The 22,875-nt window shown below is 67.4% G+C and carries 19 protein-coding genes; 7 read left to right on the forward strand and 12 right to left on the reverse strand.

What is annotated here, in order from left to right:
- Window positions 1–35: 35 nt before the first annotated feature.
- The 3 genes from trxB to sigM all read right to left on the reverse strand — a co-directional run bounded on the left by trxB (window position 36) and on the right by sigM (window position 2,686).
- Window positions 36–1,031, reverse strand: a complete 996-nt coding sequence (gene trxB / locus ABLE94_RS13485; protein WP_348805436.1) for a thioredoxin-disulfide reductase — start codon at window positions 1,029–1,031, stop codon at window positions 36–38.
- 169 nt (window positions 1,032–1,200) lie between these two features.
- Window positions 1,201–1,983, reverse strand: a complete 783-nt coding sequence (locus ABLE94_RS13490; RefSeq protein ID WP_348808992.1) for an RsmA family anti-sigma factor — start codon at window positions 1,981–1,983, stop codon at window positions 1,201–1,203.
- A gap of 127 nt (window positions 1,984–2,110) precedes the next feature.
- Entirely contained in the window at window positions 2,111–2,686 is a 576-nt protein-coding gene (gene sigM, locus ABLE94_RS13495; RefSeq protein WP_348805438.1) for an RNA polymerase sigma factor SigM, read from the reverse strand.
- 732 nt (window positions 2,687–3,418) lie between these two features.
- Here sigM and ABLE94_RS13500 point away from each other — a divergent pair.
- Window positions 3,419–3,874: a hypothetical protein gene (locus ABLE94_RS13500; protein WP_348805439.1), complete on the forward strand. Its 456-nt coding sequence runs from the start codon at window positions 3,419–3,421 to the stop codon at window positions 3,872–3,874.
- Here ABLE94_RS13500 and ABLE94_RS13505 read toward each other — a convergent pair.
- On the reverse strand, window positions 3,858–4,127 hold the full coding sequence (locus ABLE94_RS13505; RefSeq protein WP_348805440.1) for a hypothetical protein: 270 nt from the start codon (window positions 4,125–4,127) through the stop codon (window positions 3,858–3,860). The two genes, ABLE94_RS13500 and ABLE94_RS13505, sit on opposite strands and share 17 nt — an antisense overlap.
- A gap of 698 nt (window positions 4,128–4,825) precedes the next feature.
- Here ABLE94_RS13505 and ABLE94_RS13510 point away from each other — a divergent pair.
- From ABLE94_RS13510 to ABLE94_RS13525, 4 genes are all read left to right on the forward strand, one after another.
- Window positions 4,826–5,566 carry a VOC family protein gene (locus ABLE94_RS13510; RefSeq protein ID WP_348805441.1) on the forward strand — a complete coding sequence of 247 codons (741 nt, stop codon included), beginning with the start codon at window positions 4,826–4,828 and terminating at the stop codon, window positions 5,564–5,566.
- 83 nt (window positions 5,567–5,649) lie between these two features.
- Window positions 5,650–6,603 (forward strand): ATP-binding cassette domain-containing protein, encoded by a 954-nt coding sequence (locus tag ABLE94_RS13515; protein ID WP_348808993.1) that lies wholly within the window; start codon window positions 5,650–5,652, stop codon window positions 6,601–6,603.
- Window positions 6,600–7,397, forward strand: coding sequence for an ABC transporter permease (locus tag ABLE94_RS13520; protein ID WP_348808994.1), 798 nt, complete (start codon window positions 6,600–6,602; stop codon window positions 7,395–7,397). Before ABLE94_RS13515 ends, ABLE94_RS13520 begins: the two co-directional genes overlap by 4 nt.
- Window positions 7,394–8,155 (forward strand): ABC transporter permease, encoded by a 762-nt coding sequence (locus ABLE94_RS13525; protein ID WP_348805444.1) that lies wholly within the window; start codon window positions 7,394–7,396, stop codon window positions 8,153–8,155. Before ABLE94_RS13520 ends, ABLE94_RS13525 begins: the two co-directional genes overlap by 4 nt.
- Before the next feature lie 188 nt (window positions 8,156–8,343).
- On the opposite strand, the gene ABLE94_RS13530 is transcribed toward ABLE94_RS13525, so the two are convergent.
- From ABLE94_RS13530 to ABLE94_RS13540, 3 genes are read right to left on the reverse strand one after another with little or no spacing between them, the layout of a single operon-like run.
- Window positions 8,344–8,718, reverse strand: a complete 375-nt coding sequence (locus ABLE94_RS13530; RefSeq protein ID WP_348805445.1) for a histone-like nucleoid-structuring protein Lsr2 — start codon at window positions 8,716–8,718, stop codon at window positions 8,344–8,346.
- 52 nt (window positions 8,719–8,770) lie between these two features.
- The gene (locus tag ABLE94_RS13535) at window positions 8,771–9,199 is read right to left on the reverse strand and encodes a PPOX class F420-dependent oxidoreductase (protein WP_348805514.1); all 429 of its coding nucleotides are present in this window, start codon (window positions 9,197–9,199) and stop codon (window positions 8,771–8,773) included.
- Window positions 9,200–9,207: 8 nt separating this feature from the next.
- Window positions 9,208–9,903 carry a TetR/AcrR family transcriptional regulator gene (locus ABLE94_RS13540; protein WP_348805446.1) on the reverse strand — a complete coding sequence of 232 codons (696 nt, stop codon included), beginning with the start codon at window positions 9,901–9,903 and terminating at the stop codon, window positions 9,208–9,210.
- A 120-nt stretch (window positions 9,904–10,023) separates the two neighbouring features.
- Between ABLE94_RS13540 and ABLE94_RS13545 the strand changes: the two genes are divergently transcribed.
- Both ABLE94_RS13545 and ABLE94_RS13550 read left to right on the forward strand, forming a co-directional pair.
- A complete protein-coding gene (locus ABLE94_RS13545; RefSeq protein WP_348805447.1) occupies window positions 10,024–10,974 on the forward strand; it encodes a sterol desaturase family protein in 951 nt (316 codons plus the stop codon).
- A gap of 189 nt (window positions 10,975–11,163) precedes the next feature.
- A complete protein-coding gene (locus ABLE94_RS13550) occupies window positions 11,164–11,748 on the forward strand; it encodes an LGFP repeat-containing protein (RefSeq protein ID WP_348805448.1) in 585 nt (194 codons plus the stop codon).
- A 31-nt stretch (window positions 11,749–11,779) separates the two neighbouring features.
- On the opposite strand, the gene ABLE94_RS13555 is transcribed toward ABLE94_RS13550, so the two are convergent.
- From ABLE94_RS13555 to ABLE94_RS13575, 5 genes are all read right to left on the reverse strand, one after another.
- The gene (locus tag ABLE94_RS13555) at window positions 11,780–13,279 is read right to left on the reverse strand and encodes a pyridoxal phosphate-dependent decarboxylase family protein (protein WP_348808995.1); all 1,500 of its coding nucleotides are present in this window, start codon (window positions 13,277–13,279) and stop codon (window positions 11,780–11,782) included.
- Window positions 13,276–14,640, reverse strand: a complete 1,365-nt coding sequence (locus ABLE94_RS13560; RefSeq protein WP_348808996.1) for an MFS transporter — start codon at window positions 14,638–14,640, stop codon at window positions 13,276–13,278. The genes ABLE94_RS13555 and ABLE94_RS13560 overlap by 4 nt, the downstream gene beginning before the upstream one ends.
- Window positions 14,641–14,654: 14 nt before the next feature.
- Window positions 14,655–18,674: a murein biosynthesis integral membrane protein MurJ gene (locus ABLE94_RS13565; protein ID WP_348808997.1), complete on the reverse strand. Its 4,020-nt coding sequence runs from the start codon at window positions 18,672–18,674 to the stop codon at window positions 14,655–14,657.
- A 43-nt stretch (window positions 18,675–18,717) separates the two neighbouring features.
- A complete protein-coding gene (locus ABLE94_RS13570; RefSeq protein WP_425476202.1) occupies window positions 18,718–21,393 on the reverse strand; it encodes a DUF6049 family protein in 2,676 nt (891 codons plus the stop codon).
- Between the two features lie 88 nt (window positions 21,394–21,481).
- Window positions 21,482–22,873: an NUDIX hydrolase gene (locus tag ABLE94_RS13575; protein ID WP_348808999.1), complete on the reverse strand. Its 1,392-nt coding sequence runs from the start codon at window positions 22,871–22,873 to the stop codon at window positions 21,482–21,484.
- Window positions 22,874–22,875: the final 2 nt, after the last annotated feature.

Below are 22,875 nucleotides of genomic sequence, written 5' to 3' on the forward strand. Positions count from 1 at the left end.
GTCGTGATGGTCGGTATCTATTGAGGTCTGCAGTGTCAGCTGTGTGCGTCGACGACGACCACGTCGCCTTCGATCGGCGTGGGTTCGATGTCACCCTGCTCGGCGAGCCACCGTTCGGCGTCGATGGCCGCGGCGCAGCCACTGCCGGCGGCGGTGATCGCCTGGCGGTAAGTGTGGTCGACGAGGTCGCCGGCGGCGAAGACGCCGGGCAGCGAGGTGTAGGTGGTCCGGCCCTGGACCTGCACGTATCCGTCGGAGTCGAGGTCGATCTGACCGCGCACGAGTTCACTGCGCGGGTCGTGGCCGATGGCGACGAACATGCCGGTCACGTCGACGGTCTCGGTGTCGCCGGAGCGGGTGTCGATCAGTTCGAGGCCGGTCACCGAGCCGTCGCCGATCACCGACTTGACCGCGGAGTTGGTGACGAAGCGGATCTTGTCGTTGGCGCGGGCCCGCTCGAGCATGATCTTGGACGCCCGGAACTCCTCGCGTCGGTGGATCAGGGTGACGCTGCGCGCGAACTTGGTGAGGAAGGTCGCCTCCTCCATCGCGGAGTCGCCGCCGCCGATGACGGCGATGTCCTGATCCTTGAAGAAGAAGCCGTCGCAGGTCGCGCACGCCGAGACTCCTCGGCCGAGCAGCTCCTGCTCACCGGCGATCCCCAGGTAGCGGGCCGCGGCACCCATCGCCAAGATCACCGCGTGCGCCCGGTAGGTTTCGCCGGAGGCCACGACCTCCTTGACCGTCCCCTGCAGGCGGACCTCCTCGACGTCCTCCATCCGCAGGTCGGCGCCGAACCGGATGGCCTGCTCGCGCATCTCGTCCATCAGGGCCGGGCCCTGGATTCCGTTCTGGAAGCCGGGGAAGTTCTCCACCTCGGTGGTGGTCATCAGGGCACCGCCGAACTGGGTTCCCTCGAAGACGATCGGGGCGAGTTCCGCACGTGCTGCGTATACCGCCGCGGTGTATCCCGCAGGACCTGATCCGATGATGATCAGTTCGTGGATCTGCTGGGTGTCTGACTGGGTCACTTCGTCCTCCGTGCTCGTTTCACATCACCTGCAGCCAAAAACTTCCCTGGTCGCAGGGGTGCGTGTACCGGCTTTCAACACAAGGGTATGCGGAAGTGTTCCCTCCTCAGCGCGGGCACCGGGGTGCCGGTGTCGCGGCTCCCCCATTCGGCGGACGACGTGGCCCGGGTCATCCTCCGATCGTGGTACGCGAGACGGTTGCCGGATTGCCGGTGTCGCAATCGGGGCCGACCACCAGCGCGAGGAAACGCCCGGCGACACCGGTGCCGAGCAGGATCACCACCTGTTGTGTGCCGTCGACGGTCACCGGGCCGGAGCCCAGGACCGGGGTCGTCGCCGGGATGCCGTTGGCAGCGGTGCATCGTCGAAGTGCGTCGGTTGAGGGGAACGGCGAACCGTCGGTGCGGCCCAGGACCGACAGTGCCGCCGCGCGGTCCAGGGTGGAGGACGGTGCGGGAACGGAGAGGTTCGACGACGGCGCGCTTGGCCGCGCCTCGACGGAATCGGTGGGCTGCGAGGGTCGAAGCGCGATCACCGCGGTCACGACGACGACGATGAGGATCGCGGCCGCAGAGAGGACGGCGTAGGTGCGCGGCCCGGCGCCTCGCCACTTTCTCTCGTTCCTCTTGTTCGGGCGTCTCATGGCCGGGTGTGGGGTGGTCTCCGCGGCGATTGCAGCCAGAGTCTCTTGAGTGCGTGCGAGGACCCAATCCGGTGGCGGGGCGTCGTCGACGTCGGTGTTGTGGTCCGCAACGTCTTCGGTGTCGCCCAGGGCGTGCAGTTCGTCACGGACCCGTGCCAGGGCCACAAGTGTGGCCTGGGCATCCGCGTCCTCGGCGATGTGCGCGCGAACATGCGCCGCCGTGGCGGCGTCGAGGTTCCCGGCCTGGAACTCGGCGAGGAGCTCCGGGTCATAGGGCGGTGAGGGGAAGCGTGATGAATCCTCGGTCATCGTCGCCTCCTCGGATGGTTCGCGTCGGTCGACGCGGTCGGCATGGCTGTCTCCCCGGTGTAGTCCATATTGCTGATTGGACGCACGCGGGGGCCTCGCGGTTCCCTCCGTGTCCGGATTTCTGAGATCAACTGTCGGCGCCCCTGAGGTAGCCGAGGAGGTCGGCCAGGCGATACCGCCCTCGAGCACTTCGGCTCTTGAGAGTGCCGACCGGTACACCGAGGAGCTGTGACGCTTCGTCCATCGTGTACCCCTCGACGTCGATGGCGATGATCGCGGCCCGTTGATTCGCGGGCAGCTGGTCGAGCGCGTCCTCGATGGCGAGAGTCAGTTCGACACGACCGTACTCGTCGGCGCTGCCGGCCAGGGCATAGTTGTCGGGCTCGGAGAGAGAAATGGTTCGCTGACTTGCGTTGCGGCGCATGCGATCCAGCGAGGCATTCACGACGATGCGGTGCAGCCAGGACGTCACGCGTGCCTCGCCGCGGAATGCTGCCGCTGTCCGGTGTGCGGCGATGAGTGCTTCTTGGAGTGCGTCGGCGGCGTCGTGGGGGTTGCCGGTGGTGCGTAGGGCGATGCGCCAGAGGTAGTTCTGGTGGCGGGTGATGAGGGTGGTGAATGCTGTTGGGTCGCCGTGGGTGTGGGCGGTGAGGAGTTGTTCGTCGGTGCGTGTGTCGCTGTGTTGTCTGGCTCCCCCGGGCATGGTGGTCAGGGTAGTGGGGTGTCGGGTGGGTGGGGGTGGTGTTGGGGGTGGTTGTGGAGAAGCGGGGAGTTGCACCCAGCACGCCAGTGTGCCACTCTTCATTCTCGATTGTTGTTACTGAACATTGAATGGTTGAGGAGGGTGTGATCGTGGCGGGTGTCGGGCTGGCGCGGATAATGCTCGGTGGATCAAGGCACCGTTCGACTGTCGCTCTCGGAGAACACATGACGCGTCATGCCATGCCTCACGCGATACCTATGGTTCTGACGACGACAGATCTCGTAGACGACTCGGCCGCAGCATCACAGACGGTTGGATGATCAACATCTACGCGATCCCAACCGCCATTGCCTTCCTCGCAGGCACGATCGTCGGCAATTCACTGCTCTAACCTCAGTAACCTCACATGTCTGGAAGCCCGTTCGCACAGCAGATCAAAGGAGCAAAGGTGAGACGCCAGAAAAGGATTGGCCTACTCGTCGGCATGGCAACAGCAACAACCGCCGTCATCATGGGTGGCGGATCAGGCTCAGCCGACGCGGCCCCACAGGTCAGCTGCGCGGGATCGATCTGCACCAACCATGGAGACCAGCCGGGAGTGGGATTTGGCAACTACCGCTGCCCCAACGGCGTGGTGTACCCGTCGTTCGCGGTTGTCCTTCCCCACTCAAGCGCGTTCGTGTTCCCCGCCAACTGCGCAGGCCCCAACTCTCTGTACTGACCGAGCATCTGATGAAAGCAGTTGGGATCGTCAGAGTTACCGTGCCGGAACATCACGGCCTGCTGTGGGACAAAAGCCCACCGATACTCGACACTCTTGCTCCATGGATAGCGTTGCTCTGCGTTGCCGCTGCCGGCGTATTCGGACTGCGTCGCATCTCAGCAGCCCGCCGACGGCTCGGAGTACTTGCAGCTGTGCTGATTTCGCTTCTGGCGGCTGGACTTGCCCTCGCCGTCCACCAGTTGGGCCACGGCAGTGACACGTCCTGGAAGGAAGCCGCGCACACGGCGCTGAGCAGCGCGATCGGTGCCGATATCGACGATCAGCACTCGGACCTGAACGCGTTGCCGCATGCGCAGCCGGGGGACACGATTGCACTATCAACTGATCGCGGCATCCACTACAACGCGCGGGTCCTGCGCCACGACGACACCTACGTCACGGTAGTAATCACTGCAGCTGAGTGAGCATCACAACTCCATGTGCCGGACGGCCGGCACAGTCAAATCCTGCCCGCCCGCACGATAGTAGGTGCTCGAGCGTCTGGGTCATCGTCCATTCCTGTTTGCCGGCGCTCTTCAGCACGCTCGGCAACGCTTCGGCAGCGACGTCGAGCTTCGACGTGGCCAGATGACCCCCCAATTGTTGATACACCGATATCGCTGACTGTGACTGCGGTGCACCATCATTCGATGTTGACGAGGTCGTGTGGGTGGTCATGAGAGTGTGTTCGGAGTTCTGTGCGGCGGTCTCGTAGACAGCCAGATCAATCACCGACGTGTCGGTGTCTACCGAGGTAGTGGTGTGGGAAGTGCTGTTGCGCAATGTGTCTGCGGCTTTGCGGGATTGTTCACCACCCCGGGCGACGGTGGCGCTCGGGTGTCGGTGGTGACGGAGCGGATGCTGCCCAATAGCCGCGAGGCGAGTTCTTCGCCGGCATCGGCGACGCGCGGCGCTGTGTGAGGACCTCGACGAGTACGGGGTGATGTTCTCGGTGTGGCGCCTGGACGCCGACGGCGCGCAGTGCGTGTACCGCGCCCATGTGCACGATCCGGACTCCGATCCGGACGAGTAGGCGGTCGCGATGATGGTGACAGGGCCGGAGGCGGCGGCTGGAGTCGCCGACCTCTATGACGCGGACCCGTCTGTTCTCCTTGCGCCGGAGCAGGATCCGTCCTCGGTGGCCGGCCTCTCGGGAATCGTCGGTAGCCAGTTCGAACCGTGGCCATCAGCGCTCGGATTGCGGTGGCCCGAGATCTCATAGGCGGGTCCGCGGAGGAACCAAGCCGCCATGGAGACCCGTGGGTAGGCAGGCAAGCAGGTGCCCCGGCGGCTGACGTGATGTTGCCACGGGGGGTTCTCCCACCGAGCTGATGTTGTTAGGGTGACCTAATTCGGACATCACATCGGAGGGATTCATGCCAGATCACGGTGCTGCATTCGACCATCTCATCCACTGGGTGCCCGACCTCGATGACGCGATGGCGAAATACGGCGCCGTCGGACTGACCACGCGCCCGGCACTGACCATGCCCGGCTTCCGGAACGCGGCATGGGGTGTCGATGATGAACGCTACGTCGAGTTGGCGACTGTCGATGACTGGAACGCGGTGCGAACCTCGAAGTATGCGGGCAGTTTGGAGATCCTGAAACCCGTCGTCGACGCGGTCGATGCCTCGGGCCTGGTCACCTTCGCGGTGGACGTGCCGGACGCAAGGGTCATCGCGAGACAACTGCTCGAGGCCGGGCGGGACGTGGATGAGATCGAGGTCTACCTCGAGGACAGGGGCGCGGGGTTCGTCGAGGTGTTTGTTCGTGACGCGCCCACCTACTTCCCGTTCTTCATCACCTACTCGCCGCCCCGGGCCGAGATAGGCCGCATGCGAGCCGAATACCGCCAGACACAGGGCATCAGCCTGGACGGTGCGCCCGACCTGGTTGCGCTGCTGATCCGCAGTGTCGATCCGTACACCGAGGCGCAGCATTTGGCCGAACTGGTGGGATGCCCGGTCCGCGGTACCACGGTGGCGCTTCCCGGCGCCGAGGTCAGGTTCGAGCGCGGCGCCGAACCCGGCCTGCACGGCATCGTGGTGCGTGGCCTCGGCAACGCGCCGACGGCCATCGAGATGCTCGGAATGACGGTGATCGTCGAGCGGTGAGCGGCAGTTCTGACCCTTGAACCCAACCGCACGCCGGTGCTACGGTCGGGCCAAGTAAGGGGCACCTAAGTTAGTGAGTCATCGTGATCGTCGAAGCACGAGGAGAGCGCAAGTCGTTCAAGGACGTCGAAGCCCTGTGTGGGCTCGACCTGGAGGTCGCCGAGGGCGAGATCCTCGGTGTCCTCGGTCCCAACGGCGCCGGCAAGACCACCACCATCAACATTCTCACCACTCTCATGCGTCCCGATGCCGGCGAGGTGCGGGTCGCGGGTATCGACGTCGTGCAGGAACCGGCGAAGGTGCGACCACTGATCGGGTTGACCGGACAGTTCGCCGCCCTCGACGGAAACCTCACGGCGCGTGAGAATCTGGTCTTGTTCGGCAGGCTTTTCAAACTCGGTGCCCGTGAGGCGACCCGAAGGGCCGACGAACTTCTCGACGAGTTCGCGCTGGCGGACGCCGCCGACCGACGTACTGTCACCTACTCCGGCGGTATGCGGCGACGACTGGACCTCGCCGCCTCCATGATCGGCCGACCCCGCGTGCTGTTCCTGGACGAACCCACCACCGGACTCGACCCGCGCAGTCGGAACATGTTGTGGGAGGTGGTAAGTCAGCTCCGGTCCGAAGGTGTCACGGTGTTCCTCACCACCCAGTACCTCGCCGAAGCCGACGAACTCGCCGACCGCATCGTCGTCATCGACAAGGGCGCGGTGATCGCCGAGGGCACCCCGGCGCGACTGAAGGAACTCGTCGGCGGCGCCGTGTGCGAAGTGGTTGTGGACCAACGTATTCGGGATCGGAAAGGCGCGGTGTTGGGGTCGCGGTGGGAGGTCTCGCGCACCGAAACACAGATCGTGGTGCCCGCCGACGGGCCGTCCACTCTGTTCGACATCGTCCGCGTGCTCGACGCCGAGCAACTCGTTCCGGACGACATCAGCCTGCGCCACCCCACCCTCGACGATGTGTTCCTGGTATTGACCGGATCGGCGACAACGGAGCAGGCACCCCCGACCGATTCCGTGGACGCCTCATGACCACCGTCGCGCCGGCGACAGCGGGCATGTCACCGGCGCTGCTCACCGACACCCTCGCACTGACCGCCCGGCACCTCCGCCTGATGGTCAGACGGCCCCCATCGATCATGGGCGGCATCGTCCTGCCGATCATCTTCGCCATCCTGTTCCTGACCGTCTTCGGGCGAGTGATGGACCGCGCCGGACTCGACTACCCGCAATACATGATGCCCGCGATCGTGGTGCAGGCCGCATTCTTCGCCGCCATGTCCGGATCCGTATGGGCGGCCGAGGACGCATCGTCGGGCATGGTGGAACGGTTGCGTGCCATGCCGATCGCACGACCGGCGCCGATCCTTTCGCTGCTGATCGGCGAAACGGTCCGGTCGGTGGTCGGGTGCGTCGTATTGATCGCTCTCGGTTACGCTTTCGGCTTCCGTTTCTCGACCGGTGTGCTGGGCGTGCCGGCATTTCTGGGTATCGTCATCGTGGCGACCGCGTCGATCTGCTTGCCGTATCTGGTGCTCGGGTACCGACTCGCCGCCCCCGAACCCGCGCAGGCGCTTGGTGGCGTCATCTACTTCCCACTGCTACTGGAGTCGACACTGTTCGTACCCAAGGACGCCTATCCGGGCTGGTTGCAACCGATCGTGGAGTACCAACCGCTCTCATGTGTCACCGAGGCCCTGCGTGCGGTCTCGACCGACGGTTACAGCAACGTGGCCTCAACCGTCGGGATCGCCATGCTGTGGATGGTCGGGTCGCTGGTGGTGTTCGGACTGCTGGCGCCGCGCGTGTTCGGGAGAGTGTCATGACCACCGACATCGCGGTGATGACGCGCCGCGGCGTCACCTTGATGGTGCGCTCGCCGATGACGATGTCCACCGCGGCTTTCATGCCGATCATCCTGCTGTTGCTGCTGTCCGTGTCGTTCGGGTCGGTGGTGATGCCGGGTGCCGGAGTGGCCGACTACGTCCAGTTCGCGACACCGCTGTTCGTGACGATGGGCGTCGCCTTCGGTGCCATCTCAACCGCGATCTCCGCACAGCAAGACCGCACCTCGGGTTTCGACGACCGACTGCGCACACTGCCGATCTCGCCGGTCGCGCCGCTGGCCGGACGCATCATCGCCGACGTGGGACGCAACCTGGTGACGTTGATCCTCGTGACCGCCGATGCAGTCGCCCTCGGTTTCCGCTTCCACAACGGTGTGCTCGGTGCAGTTGTCTACGTGGTGACGCCCCTGATCTTCGGGTTCGGCCTTGCGTGGTTCATGGTGGCGGTGGCGATGATCGCCGAATCAGCGGAGAGCGCGGCGTCGATGCTCAACGCAGTGATGCTGGTGCTGTCGTTCCTGTCGGTCGGCATGGTGCCCCTGGAGGATCTGCCCGGCTGGGCGCAGCCGATCGCCTCTGCCAACCCGGTCTCGCACGCGATCGGCGCGATGCGCGATGCCACCACCTCGGGCGCGTCGGTGCTCGGCGCCGATGCAGGCATCACGCTGGTGTGGTCGACGGGGCTGACCGCCATGTTCGGCTATGTCGGCGTGCGGGCCTACCGCCGGAGTAGGTGAGGTCGAGAACCCGAGTCACCAACGCGTGGCAGCGGAAGGTGGCCGCACAGCGATACCGAACGAGTTTGGTGCATCACCAAATACACTGCAGCCATAGGTGGTTTCCGAAGCCATCGGTGAGAGGGTCCGGACGCCGGGAGTACGAACGCGGGCGATGAACGCCGCGAACAGAAAGGCGGGTGCGCTCTCTAGTGCGCCTCGTCGTACGCGTCGACGATCTCCTTGGGGAGCCGACCACGAAGTGGCACTTCGTATCCCGCCTCGCGAGCCCATTCCCGAATGGTCTTGGTATCCGCGCCGCCCTTGCCGTTGGTGGACGGACTGGCGGCGGGAGCGGTGACGCGTGGTGCGGTGGACTGTCGCCGACCGCCGGTCCGGGTGGACACCTCGAGCAGCTTCGACACCGGGACGCGACCGTTCTCGATTTTATCGAGATTGACCTCAGATACGTCGAGTTGATAGTCGACGCCCGACCACGACCAGGAAATGGTGTGTGCCTCGTCGATATCGAGTTCACGGCCGTCGATGTCGTCGATGATCGACACAATCTGTTTCTTTGCCACGAGCAGAGGATAACCTACGAGTCCCCCATGCCGGGGACGCCGCGCCCCCGATTCAGTCCGCAACGGCAAAATGCGCAATAACCTTGGTGGGCGTCAAGCGCACCACCAACTCCCCCGGAACCGCGTTGCGACGTCCGTATTGTCCGGCCAACTCGGCACCCATGTATCGTTCGGCGATACGCGTTGCGGTATCCAGTAACTCGTCGGGATCGTCACCCACGGTCGCCACGCCCTGCACCTGAACAAACGAAAAGGGCGGCCGCTCATCGTCGACGAGCAGCGTTATCCGCGGATCACGTTGCAGTGCACGACCTTTCGCGGTCGCCGAACCGGTGTTGAAAACGAGTTGACCGTCGTCGACGATAAACCAGATCGGTGCGACAAGTGCGCGTCCGTCGCGCGCCACAAAACCCACCTTGCCTGTCCGCGTACCGGCGGTGAGAAAGTCGATCACGTCATCGGTCAATTCAGAATTCGACATGGCAACCATCATGCCTGCCGTAGCAACCGGTCGTGGGTCGCGATGAACATTTCGACGCTGACGTCGAGGACGGTATCGAGACCGACATCGGTGGTCGTGCCGATATCGACGGGATCGGCGGCGATGGAGGTGAAGTACCAGTCGACCAGGAGTTGGGTGACGGCACCGACGAGGCCGATCGCGGCCAGACGCTGCGGAACGCTCACCGCCCTCTCCCCCATCGCCAGCGCGAGAACGAGATTCGCCCACTCGTGAATCGCGCGCAGACGAGTGGATTCGACCTCCGGGTCGACGCCGACCACCTCCACCAGCATGACGCGAGCCCGTCGCGGGTCGCCGGCGATCGCGTCCATGAAGGCCCCGAGTGCCGCTCTCGCGGCGGCCGGAACCTCGGCAGGCGCAACGCCATCGGGCCCGGTGAGGTAGACATCGGCGGCCGCAACGGTCGCCGACCGCGCGATCTCGACGCAGTGGTCGTACACCGCGATGAGTAACGCGGAGCGGTCGGCGAAGGACTCGTAGAAGTACCGCTGGGTGAGGCCGGCCCGCTCGCAGAGACGTTTCACCGACACATGCGGATACCCGACCTCCCCGAACAGATCGAGCCCGGCCTCGATGAGAGTGGCGCGCCGACGTTCCCGCCGCTCGTCGGCGTCGGCACCGCCGTATCGCCGTCCCTCGGTGGTTGTTCGTGCACCGGGCATGTCGTCTCCTCACGAAAGCAGCCGTCGACGAACCGTGGACAGGCGAGCATGTGACACGCTACCATGTCACATACTTATCTGACACGAGGCTGTGTCAGATCGCGGAAGGATGGAATGCCGATGGATCTGCTGCCGGACCCCATGCAGGAGCCCACGCTGCTCGCGGTGCCCTTCTTCCTCGCATTGTTGATCCTCGAGTGGATCGCCGCGTGGAAACTCGAGGACCACGACGACGACGGCCGCAAGCCGTCCGGCGCGTACGAACGCCGGGACGCCACCGCCAGCATCACGATGGGATTGGTGTCCATCGCCACCAGCGCCGCCTGGAAACTGGCCGGTCTGCTGGTGTACACGGCCATCTTCGCCTACCTCGCGCCGTGGCAGTTGCCGATGACCGCCTGGTACACCTGGGTCATGGGGTTCATCGGCGTCGATGTCCTCTACTACTGGAACCACCGGATCTCCCACCGGGTACGTCTGGTGTGGGCGACCCACCAGGCGCATCACTCCAGCGAGTACTTCAACTTCGCGACGGCTCTTCGTCAGAAGTGGAATATCAGTGCGGCACTGGTGATGTGGCTGCCACTCCCCTTCCTCGGGATTCCGCCGGCCGTCGTCTTCGCGTGCTACGGAATCAACCTCGTCTACCAGTTCTGGATTCACACCGAGCACATCGATCGGATGTGGCGACCGATCGAGTTCGTCCTCAACACGCCGTCGCATCATCGAGTCCATCACGGCAGCGATCCGGAGTACCTCGACAAGAACTACGCCGGCGTTTTCATCCTGTGGGACCGGATGTTCCGTTCCTTCGCCGCCGAAACCCACCGGCCGCACTACGGTCTCACCACACCGGTGGGCACGTACAACATCTGGACGCTGCAGACCCACGAGTACGCCGCCATCGCCCGCGACGTGCGCCGCGCGGACCACTGGCGGGCCCGACTGGGGTACGTCTTCGGTCCGCCCGGCTGGGCTCCGGCGGTGTCACGTGACGTTGGCCGTCCCAGCGGGCAGGTGTCGGTGGGGACAACGGATTCCGAACTCTCAGTGGAACCACACACGATATAGTTCGCCATGCTAAAGTCAGCCTGAGCTTGTGGGGGGAGGCCGACCGTTCGTCACGTCCCGGCGAACGAGCGGCGCCACGGTCGGTGTGTCCACCACCGATGTCTCGCCCCTCGAACTCGCACCACCGATTCCGGTGGATGCCGTCGGCGTGGACCGATCCACGTCCACATCTGAAAAGAGGGGTCCTGCATGATGATTGACGGAGCAATCGCCAAGCGCACGCTGTGCACGATCGCCGCGGTGGCGGCCCTCGGGCTGGTCGGCACCGCCTGCTCGTCCGACGACGATTCCACCGCCGCGTCGTCGGAAACGATGAGCACGATGGCCTCAGAAGACATGGCGGGGATGACGGGCATGTCCGGCGAATCGACGACCGCAATGGCGACACCCACCAACATCACCACCTCCACTCCGTTGACCACGGCCGCCGGTGCGAACATCACCATCGACAACGAGGCCATCGCCGCGTCCTACGGCGAGCGCGGTGGACCGCAGGGCTACCTCGGCAAGCCCCTCGGACCGGTGGTGACGCTGCCGACCGGCGGTTCGTTCATCACTCTGCAGAACGGGTCGTTGTACCAGAACCCGCAGAGCGGCAAGGTCTTCGCGGTGCACGGAATGATCGGTGACGCCTGGGGTGAGCGCAACCACGAGAACGGTGAACTCGGGTATCCGACCAGTGACGAGACCCGTACCGACGGGGGTCTGCGTCAGACCTACGATCACGGCACCATCACCTTCATCAACGGACGCGTGACGGTGACTCCGAGCTGATCCCGCCGGATCGACGGGCACGCCACAGTGGTCAGTCCTCGTTGAGCCGCGCGATCAGCTCGGCGAGAAGGGATTCGGCGCGCTCCGGCTCGATGACCTCCAGCAACGCCATCACCGGCGCGAGCTGATCGGGCAGTGCCGCCGACCCTGCTCCCCCACCGCCCAGGCCGAGCGCCGCCAGAACATCCTGGGCCGCAACCGAATCGAGTGCACCACTGCGCCCCAGTTGCGGTATCGCCGTCACGATCTCCGACAGGTCCACGGGTGGCGCACCCCGCACGGCGTCGGCGCCGGTGACCAAGGCGGCACACAGTTCGTCGACCACATCGGCCGTGACGGGGGTGATGGTGAGATGAGTGGTGTGCGGATGGTCGGAGCCGAGACCGGGTTGCGGCTGCAGCACCCACCCCAGGCCACGGACCTGATCGGCCCACAGATGCGGATCCACCCGATCAGCTTGCGGCACCGCGGTATCCGACCGAACCGCCAAGAGCGGACCGACCGGGTCACCGACGACGGACAGGCCCCGGATCCCCGCGATGCAGGCTCGTACGGTCTCCGTGGCGCGGCGCGTACGAGCGGTGAGCCCGGAAAAACCCACGCCCGTGCCCGATTCCGGACGTAGGTAGGCGATGATGGCCCACGCCGCGGCCAGCGAGGTCACCGACCGGCTGCCGAGCATCGTCGGATTCACCACCGGATAGCCGGGCCACCGTACGGTGGCGAAACCCGCGGCGCGTTTGGCGTCCCGGTCGGCGAACAGCAGCACCGAGGCGCCCTTCGGGGCGAACCCGTACTTGTGGGCGTCCATCGAGATGCTGGTGACGCCGGGCACCCGAAAGTCCCAGGGCGGAAGCATCTCCGAGGAATCCGCCGACGTCTCCCAGAACGGCAGCACCCAGCCGCCGATGCAGGAGTCGACGTGGCAGACGATCCCGGCCGCGGCCGCCGCGGGAGCGACCTCGGCTACCGGGTCGAGGGTGCCGTACGGGTAATTGGGCGCCGACACCACGACGATCGCGGTGCGCGAGGAGAACCGCCCGACGAGATCGGCGGCGCGGACCGCTCCCTGCGCGTCGACGGGGACCAGATCGAGGTCGAGATCGAAGTAGTGTGCCGCCTTGTGGAAGGCGGCGTGCACCGAGACCGGCGCCAGCAGGACCGGACGTTCGTCGGCCGCGGGGTGGACCGACCGCCACCGATCGCGGGCCGATTTGACTGCCAGCACACAGCTTTCGGTACCACCGCTGGTCACCAGGCCCACCGCCTGATCCCCGTGCATCAGCGACGCCGCGAACCCGATGACGTCGTGTTCCATCCGGGCGACCGACGGGAAGGTCGTCGGATCGAGACCGTTGACGCCCGACACCGCGGCGGCGGCCCGCCGGGCGAGGTCGTCGAGTTCGGCCACACCGGAGTCGTACACATAGGACAGGACGTGGCCGCCGTGTGTGGGCGCGTCGTCGGCGCGCAGCGAATCGAGTCGGCGCAGAATGTCGTCGATCCGACCTCCGGTACCCGGTGAGGTCATGGAGCCCCCTCGGTGCTCGATGGCGGCAACGTACCGTCGATATCGCTGCGCCGCAACGGGTAACGGATGACGAACCACAGGCTGATCAGGGCGAGCACGGCCGGCACCACACTGAAACCCGCCACCATGGCCGACACCGCCGACCCGGGTTGGGTGACCGACGAATCCGCATCCGAGGAGATGTACCCGCCCACCGTCAGGATGACGGTGAAGAGCACCGCACCCAACGCCATCCCGGTGGTCTCCCCCGCCGTCCACACCCCGCCGACGACACCGGCACTCGAACGCCCCGACGAGCTCTCGTCATGGCTGATCACATCCGGCAACATCGCCATCGGCAGCGCCTGCATCCCCGCATACGCCGCCCCGGCGACCCCGATCACCGGATACACCCACCAGCCCGGCGCGATCCACAGGCCGGCCAACGCGAGCGCGGCCAACGCGAAAACGACCGTGGCCGAGGCGAATCCGACCTCCTTGCCGACGTGGCGCGCGAATCCGCCCCAGAGCGGTGCGAACACCACTGCCGGGGCGATCAGAGCCGCGAACAGTCCGGAGATGGCGGCCTCGGAGTCGAGTACCCAGGTCGCGATGTACTGCGCCCCGGCGAGCATCAGACCGGTGGCCAGACCTTGAAGCATGAACGCGGCCAACAGGGTTCGAAGTGGCTCACTGCGACGTAGCACCGCCCAGCCGGTTCGGTATCCCTCGCTGAGGGAGAAGCCGTCGTCCGGTGACGCCGGAGGCCGCGCCGCGTCGGCGGCACGCGCCGCGATCAACATCGCGACGCCGATGAGCACTCCGGCGACGACGGCCATCAGCAGGTAGCCGACGGTGGGGGAGCCACCGACCTCGCGCAGCGCGGGCCCACCCGCACCGAACGCGAGGATCGCCACCGACAGCACCACCACCCGCACCGTGAGCAGTCGGGTTCGCTCGTCGTAGCGGTCGGTCAGTTCGGCCGGCAGCGCGATGTAGGGAACCTGGAAGAGGCTGAAACTCGTTGCGGCCAAGAGGAAGGCGAGTGCAACCCAGAGCGCGTCGACGCCGGTCGGCAGGCCGGCGGGAGCGGCGAATGTCAGGGTGAAGAAGACCGGTAACAGCAGCGCGCCGATTGTCATCACGCCCCGACGCGAACCACTGCGCGCGACGCGATGATCGGCGAACGCGCCGATCCCCGGATCGATGGCGACATCCCAGATCTTGGCCACCGCCACGATGATCCCGGCGACCGCGGCACCGACGCCGAGGGTGTCGGTGAGGTAGTAGATCAGGACGAGGCCGGGCAGCGTGGCGAAGCCACCGGCACCGAGCGACCCGACGCCGTACCGTGCCACGGTGGCACGCGACAACCGTGTCACGTCGGCGACTCGCCTCAGCTCGTCATCGTGATCTTGGAGACCTGCACCTGATAGCCGTTGGAGCCGCTCGACGGCAGCGACGTGATCCACACCAGCAGGTAGCGGGCCTGCTGCGGATTGGTGATCGTCAGGGTGGTGCTCGATTGGTCGACGGTGCCCTGACCGACGCGGGTCGTCTCGGCGAGCGTGGCGTCGGCGCTGGTGGCGGTGCGCAACTCCACGTCGAAGCCCGGCGTCGTGGTGGCGATGGTGACCGTCTTGACCGCCTGCGGGGAGCCGAGATCGAGCATCAGCCCGAGACCGTCCTTGAGACTGCCGAAGTCGGCGGTGGCGTAATTGGCATCCGAACGCCACCCACCGGATGCCCCGGTGATGACGTTCGGTGCCTGTCCCGGATTGTCACCGGACTGCGAGGAGAAGTCGACGAGCGTGGCCGACCTCGGCGTGATGGCACCGGTGGCCGGAGCCGCTCCCGGTGCCGCGGGCGCAGATTGCGACGGCGTGGTGGACAGGAACTCGTTGATGTCGGTCTGCGAGTCATCGGATCCGAAGACGCCGGTGATCCACACGACCAGGGCGACGATCACGAAGACGACCAGCAGCGCCGCGCCGACGAGGAGGGGCAGGTTGCGGCTGCGCCGGTCGGGTTGATCGGACCCGATACGTCCGGGCGGTGCCATGGTGACGGGCGGATCGTCGGAGTCGGTGACCGCGGGCAACATGTCGGTCTTCAGATCGACGACGGTCGCCTGATCGAGCACATGCTGCACCGTGGCCGCGGTGCGGATACCGCGGGTACCCGACAGCGCCCGCGCGGCCACCGCCGAGATCTCGAACGGGATGTCCGGATCGACCTCACGCGGTTCGATGGGACCACTGCCGTCCGCCGACGGGGAGGCGACGGCCAGACCGGCGACCGGTGCCGTCGAATCCTTGGTGGTGATCGGCCGGGAACCGGTCTCGGCGTCCAACGGCCAGCGCGCCAGCAGCAGGGCGTAGAGGACGGCACCGAGTCCGCGCACGTCGGAGGCCTGATCGTCGCCGGCGAGGGTGCCCGGGAAGGCCAGCACGGCGTTGCCGTCGGCACTGATGCGGATGCGATCGGGATGATCGATCGACAACGCCCCACCGGAGCGGTGAGCGGCCTCGGCGGCCGCCGCGAGGGCACGGACCGCGCGGGCCGCGCCGATCGGCGACGGATGGGTACCGGCGACCTCGGCGAGGGAGGAACCCTGCACCCATTCGGCGACGACGATGCCGCCCGACGACCCGCGGACCACGTCGAGTACCCGCGCCACACCCGCCGACGAGATCTGCCCCAGGCGTAGCGTGCGCGTCAGCACCGCCTGCGGTCCGGTGTCGGCGGCCTTCGTCGGCGACCCCTTCTCGGGAGGGGGTGCGAGTTGCTCGGCGTCGACGAAGGTGAGACCGACCTCGCGGTCGAGGTTGATGTCCTGCGCCTTCCAGAACTGCAGACCACGCGTGCCACCGTGGGATTCGAGCAGACGGTAGCGTCCGCCGGCGACCGCGGCACCCGGCACGAGACGAGGTCCCCGGCGACGCGGCGCACGGATCGGGTCGGCCTGATCCGGATTCGGGGTGGGCACGGCGTTCGGCGTCGGCGCTGCCTTCGGCGTGGCCGCCGCGGAATGCGGCGCAGCCGGAGCCGGAGTATCACCGTCGGTGCTCGGGCGCTGGGTGGTCGGGCGCTGGGGGGTCGGATGCTCAGGGCCGGTATCGACTCCGCTCTCGTTCACGCGGCGGACTCCTCTTCTCCGATAGCGCATGTCCGGTGGTCGTTGCGGTGGTGACCACGGGGTGACGCCGGTGTTGCCGGCAGCGCCACCGGTGTGCACCGAATACGACTGCCACGTGGCGGATCCGCGGTCGAAACGCCTCACGACCTGTACCTGACCAGAGTACGGGAGGGGTTCGTCACCGGTGATCCGCGGAAACTGAACCGTGATGGTTGCCGCGGATTCGGGTTCGGGCGCGCCCTTCGGGGCCAGCGCCGGGACGAAGCGGCCGGCCATCCGTTGCACCGCCGTCAGAATGGCGACGACGTCGGGCACCCCGGCCGCCGCCAGCCCGGCGTAGATCACACCGAGCACGATCACCGCGGTGAAGAACAGGTAGGCAATCGAGCCGATCTTGCCGTGCTGGGTGGCCAGGTGGAGTCCGGACAGCTCGGAGATCAGCCAGATGACGAATGCCATGGCGATCGAGATGATCAGCGTCACCGTCGTCGTCCAGGCGGAGCCGAGGGTGGGCCGCAACGGCTCCTTGCCGATCGCGCGCTGGTCGGCGGCGAGACGATTCTGCAGCAGGTAGTGCCCGACGATCGCGCCGACGAGGTAGCCGAGTCCGTTGGACAGCGCCAGCCAGCGCACCACCAGGTCGGGGTCGCTGAACAGCACCGGACCCAGATACGACGAGGCGACCTTCACCGCTGTGATACCCAGCACCATCACCGTCGGGGTCCAGGCGTCCTCGCGGGCGTAGAACACGCGCAGTTGCACCAGCGTCATCGCATACGGGATGAGGGTGAAGGCACCCCACGCCAGGGTCGAGCCCAGCTGGGAGGCGACCGCGGCGTCGAACTTCCCGAAGTTGAAGACGGCGATGCCGATCGCCGGCCCGAAGAATGTCATGTAGGCGACCACCGGCACCAACGCCACCATCGTCAGACGGGTGGCCAGCGAGAGATCGTCGACGACGGACTGGGTGTCCTCGGCGGCGGCGTTGCGCGACAGTCGCGGCATGATCGCCGTCAGGATCGTCACACCCAGCACCCCGTAGGGCAGCTGCAGCAACTGCCAGTGCGTGGCGTACACCGAGATGCCGGACGCGTCGGCGTGTGCGGCGATCCGGTAGGTGACGACGAGACCGACCTGCAGCACCGCCACGTACCCGACGATCGCGACGGCCATGTTGCCGAACCGGCGCAGGCGGGCGTCCAGGCCCCACTTCCAGGCCAGGCGCACACCCGCGCGACGCAGCCACGGCACCAGGATCGCCACCTGCATGACGACGCCCAGCGTTGTGCCGATGCCGAGGACCAGCAGCTGCGGATCGGTCATCCGCACCGGGTTCAGCGAGATCTCGCCCGGCATCAGCGCGTAGATCACCAGGGTGGTGATCTGCACGATGTTGTTGAGCACCGGTGCCCACGCGCCGGGCTTGAAGAAGCCCTTCATGTTCAGGATCGCGATGAACAGCGCGGACAGCCCGTAGAACAGGATCTCCGGGAGCAGCAGATACGCCAACGCGGTGGTCAGCGGCCGATTGACGTCGCCGTCGCCGACGTTGAGCAGGGTCAGCAGCGGCGCGGCGATCAGCGCGATGACGGTCGCGACACCGAGCGTGACGACGGTCAGGGTGAAGATGCGGTTGATGAAGCCGCGTCCGCCGTCGTCGTCCTCGGCCTCCGCGCGCACCAGCACCGGGATGACAATCGCGGTGAGCACGGCACCGAGCACGACCTCGGCGATCATGTTGGGCAGCACGTAGGCGGCCTGGAACGCCGACGCGATCGCCGGGCCCAGCATCGCCAGCACCAGCACGGTACGGACGAAACCGGTGATACGGCTGGTCAGGGTGGCCAGCGCGATGGAGCCGCTGGTCCGCATGATGCTCGAATCGGAATCGCGCGCCAACTGATGCGACTCGTTGCCGTTGCCGTTGTCGCCGTCGTCGTCGGTGGCCGGGGCGTCGGCGGTCACCGTGGCACGGGCAGGAGCCGGCCGGGCGGCGCGTTCGTGTCGGCCGTGGGTGGGCTCCGGTGGCGTCGACGATGCCGCGGCGCCCACCGTGGTACCCCGGTGCCCGGAGATCGGCGGGGCGTCGGCGAGTGGTCCGGCCAGGGGAGTGGGACCGGCCGCTGAACGATCGGGCGGGACCCGATCGGGCGGGACACGGCCGGGTGGGACACGTGAGGGGGGAACACGCCCCGGCGGAACGCGACCGGAGGGGTTCGGCGGGATGCGACGGGGTGCGGCGCGACGCGGAACGTCGTCCGGTCCTCGATCGCTCATACCCCTGCCTTCGTCATCTGAGTGCCGGTCGTGCTTGTGCTGGTCACTGGTGCGTGGTGCTGTCCTGCTGATCATCGGCCGGCGGGTGCTGCGCCGGCTCGGCCTCGCGGTGGTCGTCCTCGCTCTGCAGGGTACGTCGTCGTTGCTGGTAGGTCGTCGCCGCCAGCAGTCGCTCGATCTCGTCGGGCTCGGGGCGGTCGGCGTCGGCGGGGTCGGGCTTGCCCCGGAACCGATGCCAGAGACGCCGAGCGGTCAGCAGGATCAGTGCCGCGCCGGCGATGATCGTGATGATGAACAACGCCTTGCCGTAGGCATTGGCGTGCACCGACAGCGTGATCGGAGATCCCAGGGAGACGCCGGTGACCGTCGACAGGGCGATGGTCACGGTGACCGCCTCCGACGAGTTGGCCCGGGTGGGCAGCTGGATCTGCCGGGTACCCCGGGCGGGGATCTCGATGGTGCCGAGGTCGCCGATGTCGAGGTCGGAGGGGGCCGTGGTGGTGATGTTCACCCGGATCGGCAGCGCGAGGTCGTTGCGGACCACCAGCAGCAGGGGGCTGCGTTCGGAGGCCAGGGTGTAGCGGCCGCCGGGATCGAGGATCGCCACGGCCGACTGCATCCGCCCCAATGTCTCGTCGACGGCGGCGACCGACTCCGATCGGGTCTGTACGAGCCGATCACGGGTGGTCGAACCCCGCTCGCCGGGAGTGGTCATCGCGCGCAACTGATCCTCGCGCAGCGGTGCCAGGTAGGTTTCCGGGCTGGTCTGGACGTCGGCGGAGTTGAGCAGGGAACCCTGCAATCGCCACGTCAGGTCGGCCTGATCGCCGATCGCGGTGGCCGTCGCCGCCGGTACCGGCACCGACACCGAGGCCACCGTGACGCCGTTGGGCGGGGTCAGTCGCGCCGACGTGGCCGCCGCGTTGATCGTGGCCACGACGTCGGTCAGCGGTGTGGCCGTGGCGGTCCTGGCCCCGAGCAGGACGGTCGCGGTCGACAGCAGCGCGTCGGCGTCCTCGCTGGTCGGCGACCAGTACAGGGACGGGACGATGAGCTGGGATCGGCCGGTGGTGGGCAGGTCGGACTCCGCGGTCCGGGACGGGAGGGCGTCCTCGGCGTCGTCGTCGGGTGCGGTGATCGCGGCGAATGCGAGGGCTCCGACTCCGGCCTGACGCCGACTCAGCGGGGATTCGTCGGCGAGGTCGACGACCTGATCGGCCGGTGTGATGGCAGGTGTGCGTGGTCGGCTGCCCAGGCCGGCCAGCGCCGCGGTCACCGGCTCGTCGTAGGTCTGCGCCGACAGATCACCGATGCGGTAGGCGCCGGTGTCGGCGGCCCGTTGCGGGGCCACGTTGGCCGCCGAGGTGAGTGCGGCGGTGTGGTCGGTCGACGTGAGCACACCTGCGCCGGTGGTATCGATCGCGCCGAGAGCCGGGATGGTCAACCCGCGCACGCTGGTGACATCGAGGATGGCGTCGACGATGTCGGCGGGGGAGTCGAGTGCCGCGGCGGTGAGACCGGTGTTCTTGACCGTCGCGAGTGCTCTCAGATCGACGCCCGCGAAGGGCAGTGCCACCACACACATCCGTTGGGCGATGCCGCGCAGCTCCTCGAGCCAGTCGGCCGCGGCGGCCTGCCCGGTTCCCGGGACGGTCGTCGACATGGGGTCCGACGGATTGGTCGACACGACGTAGCCCAGGGACATCGAACGCACGGTGACCAGCAGATCCGGGTCGATTCCCAGACACATGGCGCGGGTCAGATCAGAGCCCGCCGGCACCGGGGCGGGACTTGTGGGCGACGCCGCCGTCGGTGCCGGTGTGTCCGCACTCGTGTCCGAAGCCCCGGAACCGGCACCCCCCGAACCGTCGTCGGCGCTCGGCGCGGCGTCGGCGACCAGCTGTTGCAGTGGTTCGAGCAGGGAGTGGAGCCGACCGCCGTCACCGAGGGAGTGGGCGAGGTCCTCGCTGATCAGGCGGACCGGCTCGGTGTCGCCGCCGAGCACACCGGGTGCGAGTTGTGGGGGCGCGGCGAGTGGCCACAGCATGGTGAACCGGGACGGTGCGGACGTGTTCGCCGAGATCGAGCCGTCCGAACCGAGGCCCGGGACGGTCGTTGCACCGCCGCTGGCGATGGGGTCGAGGTAGGACGACGCACGGTCGGCGTCGGGGGGCAGGGACAACACCGGCAGCAGGGTCCGCGATCCGGCGACCTGCGCCACCCCGCCGTAGTCGGGCATCCCGTTGACGTTGAGTTGCAGGGGATAGACGCCCCGTTCGGAGATGTCCAGGCCGTTGTCACCGGACAGCGGAACCGACATCGAGAACGACGCCTTCTGTCCCGGGTCGAGTTCACCGGAGCCCAGCGGTGCGAACGCGGTGGCCGCCGACACCGGCGGGTGCTCGACGGCCAGCGAGGTTCGGAGCTCATCGGCCGTGGTCACCGGATCCCCGCGCTCAAGGCGAATACCCAGGTCACGCAGGGTCCTGCTGCTGGTGTTGGTGACCTGACCGGTGATGCTCACCGTGGATCCCGAGCCGCTGGTCACCATCGACGGCGTCAGCGAATCGATGGTGATGCGCGCGAAGCGGGTCGGACCGGCGTCGCCGTCGGTGTCGGCCGACGTGGTGTTTGGGGACGTGGTGTTTGTGGATGTGGAGTCGGTGGGGGTGGCCGATGTCTGCGGTGCGGCAGCGGCCGGCGCGGCACACACCATCATCAGCAGGGCGACGGCGGCGACCACGAAGAGCCGCACCCACGCAGGGATGGCAATGACGTTCCGACGGCGACGAAGGGGTGGTCGTGGGTCAGCCATCACCGGCGGCCGGGCGGCGGGGACGCCTGCGACGCCGACGCGAGCGGGCCGGGGGTGGCGGCTCATTTCGGCGCTGATTGCGGGCGGCTGCGGCTCTCTCATATGCGTTGGGTTCTGTCCGACTGCTCTGCGCCTCGGACTCGGCCAACCGGTCGGGATCCCCAGTCAGGTCGGCGATGACACCGCGGGCCATCCGGGCCAGTCGACGCTCGTCAGAGTACGTCAGGCGGCGCGGAAGCTCGTGCAATGGCACCCACGCGACCTCGCTGACCTCGTAATCCTCGTCGGACAACTCCCCGCCGACGCTGCGCAGCAGATAGTGATGCACCGTCTTGTGGATGCGTCGGCCCTCGCTGACGAACCAGTAGTCGATCTTGCCCAGCGGGGCGACCACGGTGCCCTGGATACCGGTCTCCTCGGCGACCTCGCGAACGGCTGTCTGTTCGGCGGTCTCACCGGTTTCGATGTGGCCCTTGGGCAGTGACCACATCATCCGGCCACGACGGTCGACGCGGCCGATCAGTGCGGCCGCCAACTCCTCGACGGGAAGGTCGAGGTCGGAGAGCACCAGGCCGCCGGCGGAGGTCTCGCGGACCGTGCGCAGGCGCTCGCCCTTTTCGGGTCGTTTGCTGCCGCGTCGACGATTGCGGGTGGTCGGGGTGACCGCGGTCGGTGCCGAGGTGTCCTGACTCAGGCCGGTCTTGGTGATCTTGGCCGTCATCACCGCCGCCATGTCCGACGGCTTCGGCCCGGATACCCGGGCAGCGCTCATCGCGGCGGCGTCCCCGGGGGCCGGGTTCCGATTGTCGCCGGGCTTTGTCCGATTGTCGCCGGGCTTTGTCCGCATGTCGCCGGGCTTTGTCCGCATGTCGCCGGGCTTTGTCCGCATGTCACCGGGTGTCACCCGCCGGTCGCCGGGTTTCGGTGACTTGTGGGCCACGGCCCGCTCGGTGGGCGGCTCGGCGGGGTGCGGGCGGGTGGGGTGGGGGCCGGGGTGACCGTTGACGGTCGGGTTCGTGGCGGTCGGCGATCCGTTCACCGGGGTGTCGGTCGGGGTGTCACTCGCCGCGCCACCGTGTGGGCGGCGGGTCCGACCGGCCAGATCGGCCGGTGATGGCCGCCGGACCTCGGCGTCGGTGTCGGTCGTGTCGGCCGGGGCGTGCGTGTCGGCGGTGGCGCGGGGTTCGGGGGAGCGGCGACGCCGCCGGCCGCGCCGTGGGCGGCGCCGACCCTGTCCGGGGGTGCCACGGGCCGGGTGCGGATCCATCGAGGTTTCCGGGGTGGTTGCTCCGGTGCGATGGTGTCCACCGTCGATGTGGGGTCCACGACCAGCGCCGACGTCGCCGGAGGCGTCTCGGGGGTCGGTGGGCGGATCGGGGGACACGC

This window comes from Gordonia sp. VNK1 (assembly GCF_040049135.1).
Taxonomy (GTDB): domain Bacteria; phylum Actinomycetota; class Actinomycetes; order Mycobacteriales; family Mycobacteriaceae; genus Gordonia; species Gordonia oleivorans.

What these genes read in the sequence shown, in the direction of transcription:
- ABLE94_RS13525 (WP_348805444.1), top strand. Translation starts at nt 7,394, where the DNA reads ATGACCACCGACATCGCGGTGATGACGCGCCGCGGCGTCACCTTGATG.
- ABLE94_RS13540 (WP_348805446.1), bottom strand. Translation starts at nt 9,903, where the DNA reads ATGCCCGGTGCACGAACAACCACCGAGGGACGGCGATACGGCGGTGCC.
- ABLE94_RS13500 (WP_348805439.1), top strand. Translation starts at nt 3,419, where the DNA reads ATGAAAGCAGTTGGGATCGTCAGAGTTACCGTGCCGGAACATCACGGC.
- ABLE94_RS13570 (WP_425476202.1), bottom strand. Translation starts at nt 21,393, where the DNA reads ATGATGGTGTGTGCCGCGCCGGCCGCTGCCGCACCGCAGACATCGGCC.
- ABLE94_RS13520 (WP_348808994.1), top strand. Translation starts at nt 6,600, where the DNA reads ATGACCACCGTCGCGCCGGCGACAGCGGGCATGTCACCGGCGCTGCTC.
- ABLE94_RS13565 (WP_348808997.1), bottom strand. Translation starts at nt 18,674, where the DNA reads ATGAGCGATCGAGGACCGGACGACGTTCCGCGTCGCGCCGCACCCCGT.
- ABLE94_RS13545 (WP_348805447.1), top strand. Translation starts at nt 10,024, where the DNA reads ATGGATCTGCTGCCGGACCCCATGCAGGAGCCCACGCTGCTCGCGGTG.
- ABLE94_RS13550 (WP_348805448.1), top strand. Translation starts at nt 11,164, where the DNA reads ATGATGATTGACGGAGCAATCGCCAAGCGCACGCTGTGCACGATCGCC.
- sigM (WP_348805438.1), bottom strand. Translation starts at nt 2,686, where the DNA reads ATGCCCGGGGGAGCCAGACAACACAGCGACACACGCACCGACGAACAA.
- ABLE94_RS13555 (WP_348808995.1), bottom strand. Translation starts at nt 13,279, where the DNA reads ATGACCTCACCGGGTACCGGAGGTCGGATCGACGACATTCTGCGCCGA.
- ABLE94_RS13490 (WP_348808992.1), bottom strand. Translation starts at nt 1,983, where the DNA reads ATGACCGAGGATTCATCACGCTTCCCCTCACCGCCCTATGACCCGGAG.
- ABLE94_RS13505 (WP_348805440.1), bottom strand. Translation starts at nt 4,127, where the DNA reads ATGACCACCCACACGACCTCGTCAACATCGAATGATGGTGCACCGCAG.
- ABLE94_RS13510 (WP_348805441.1), top strand. Translation starts at nt 4,826, where the DNA reads ATGCCAGATCACGGTGCTGCATTCGACCATCTCATCCACTGGGTGCCC.
- ABLE94_RS13535 (WP_348805514.1), bottom strand. Translation starts at nt 9,199, where the DNA reads ATGTCGAATTCTGAATTGACCGATGACGTGATCGACTTTCTCACCGCC.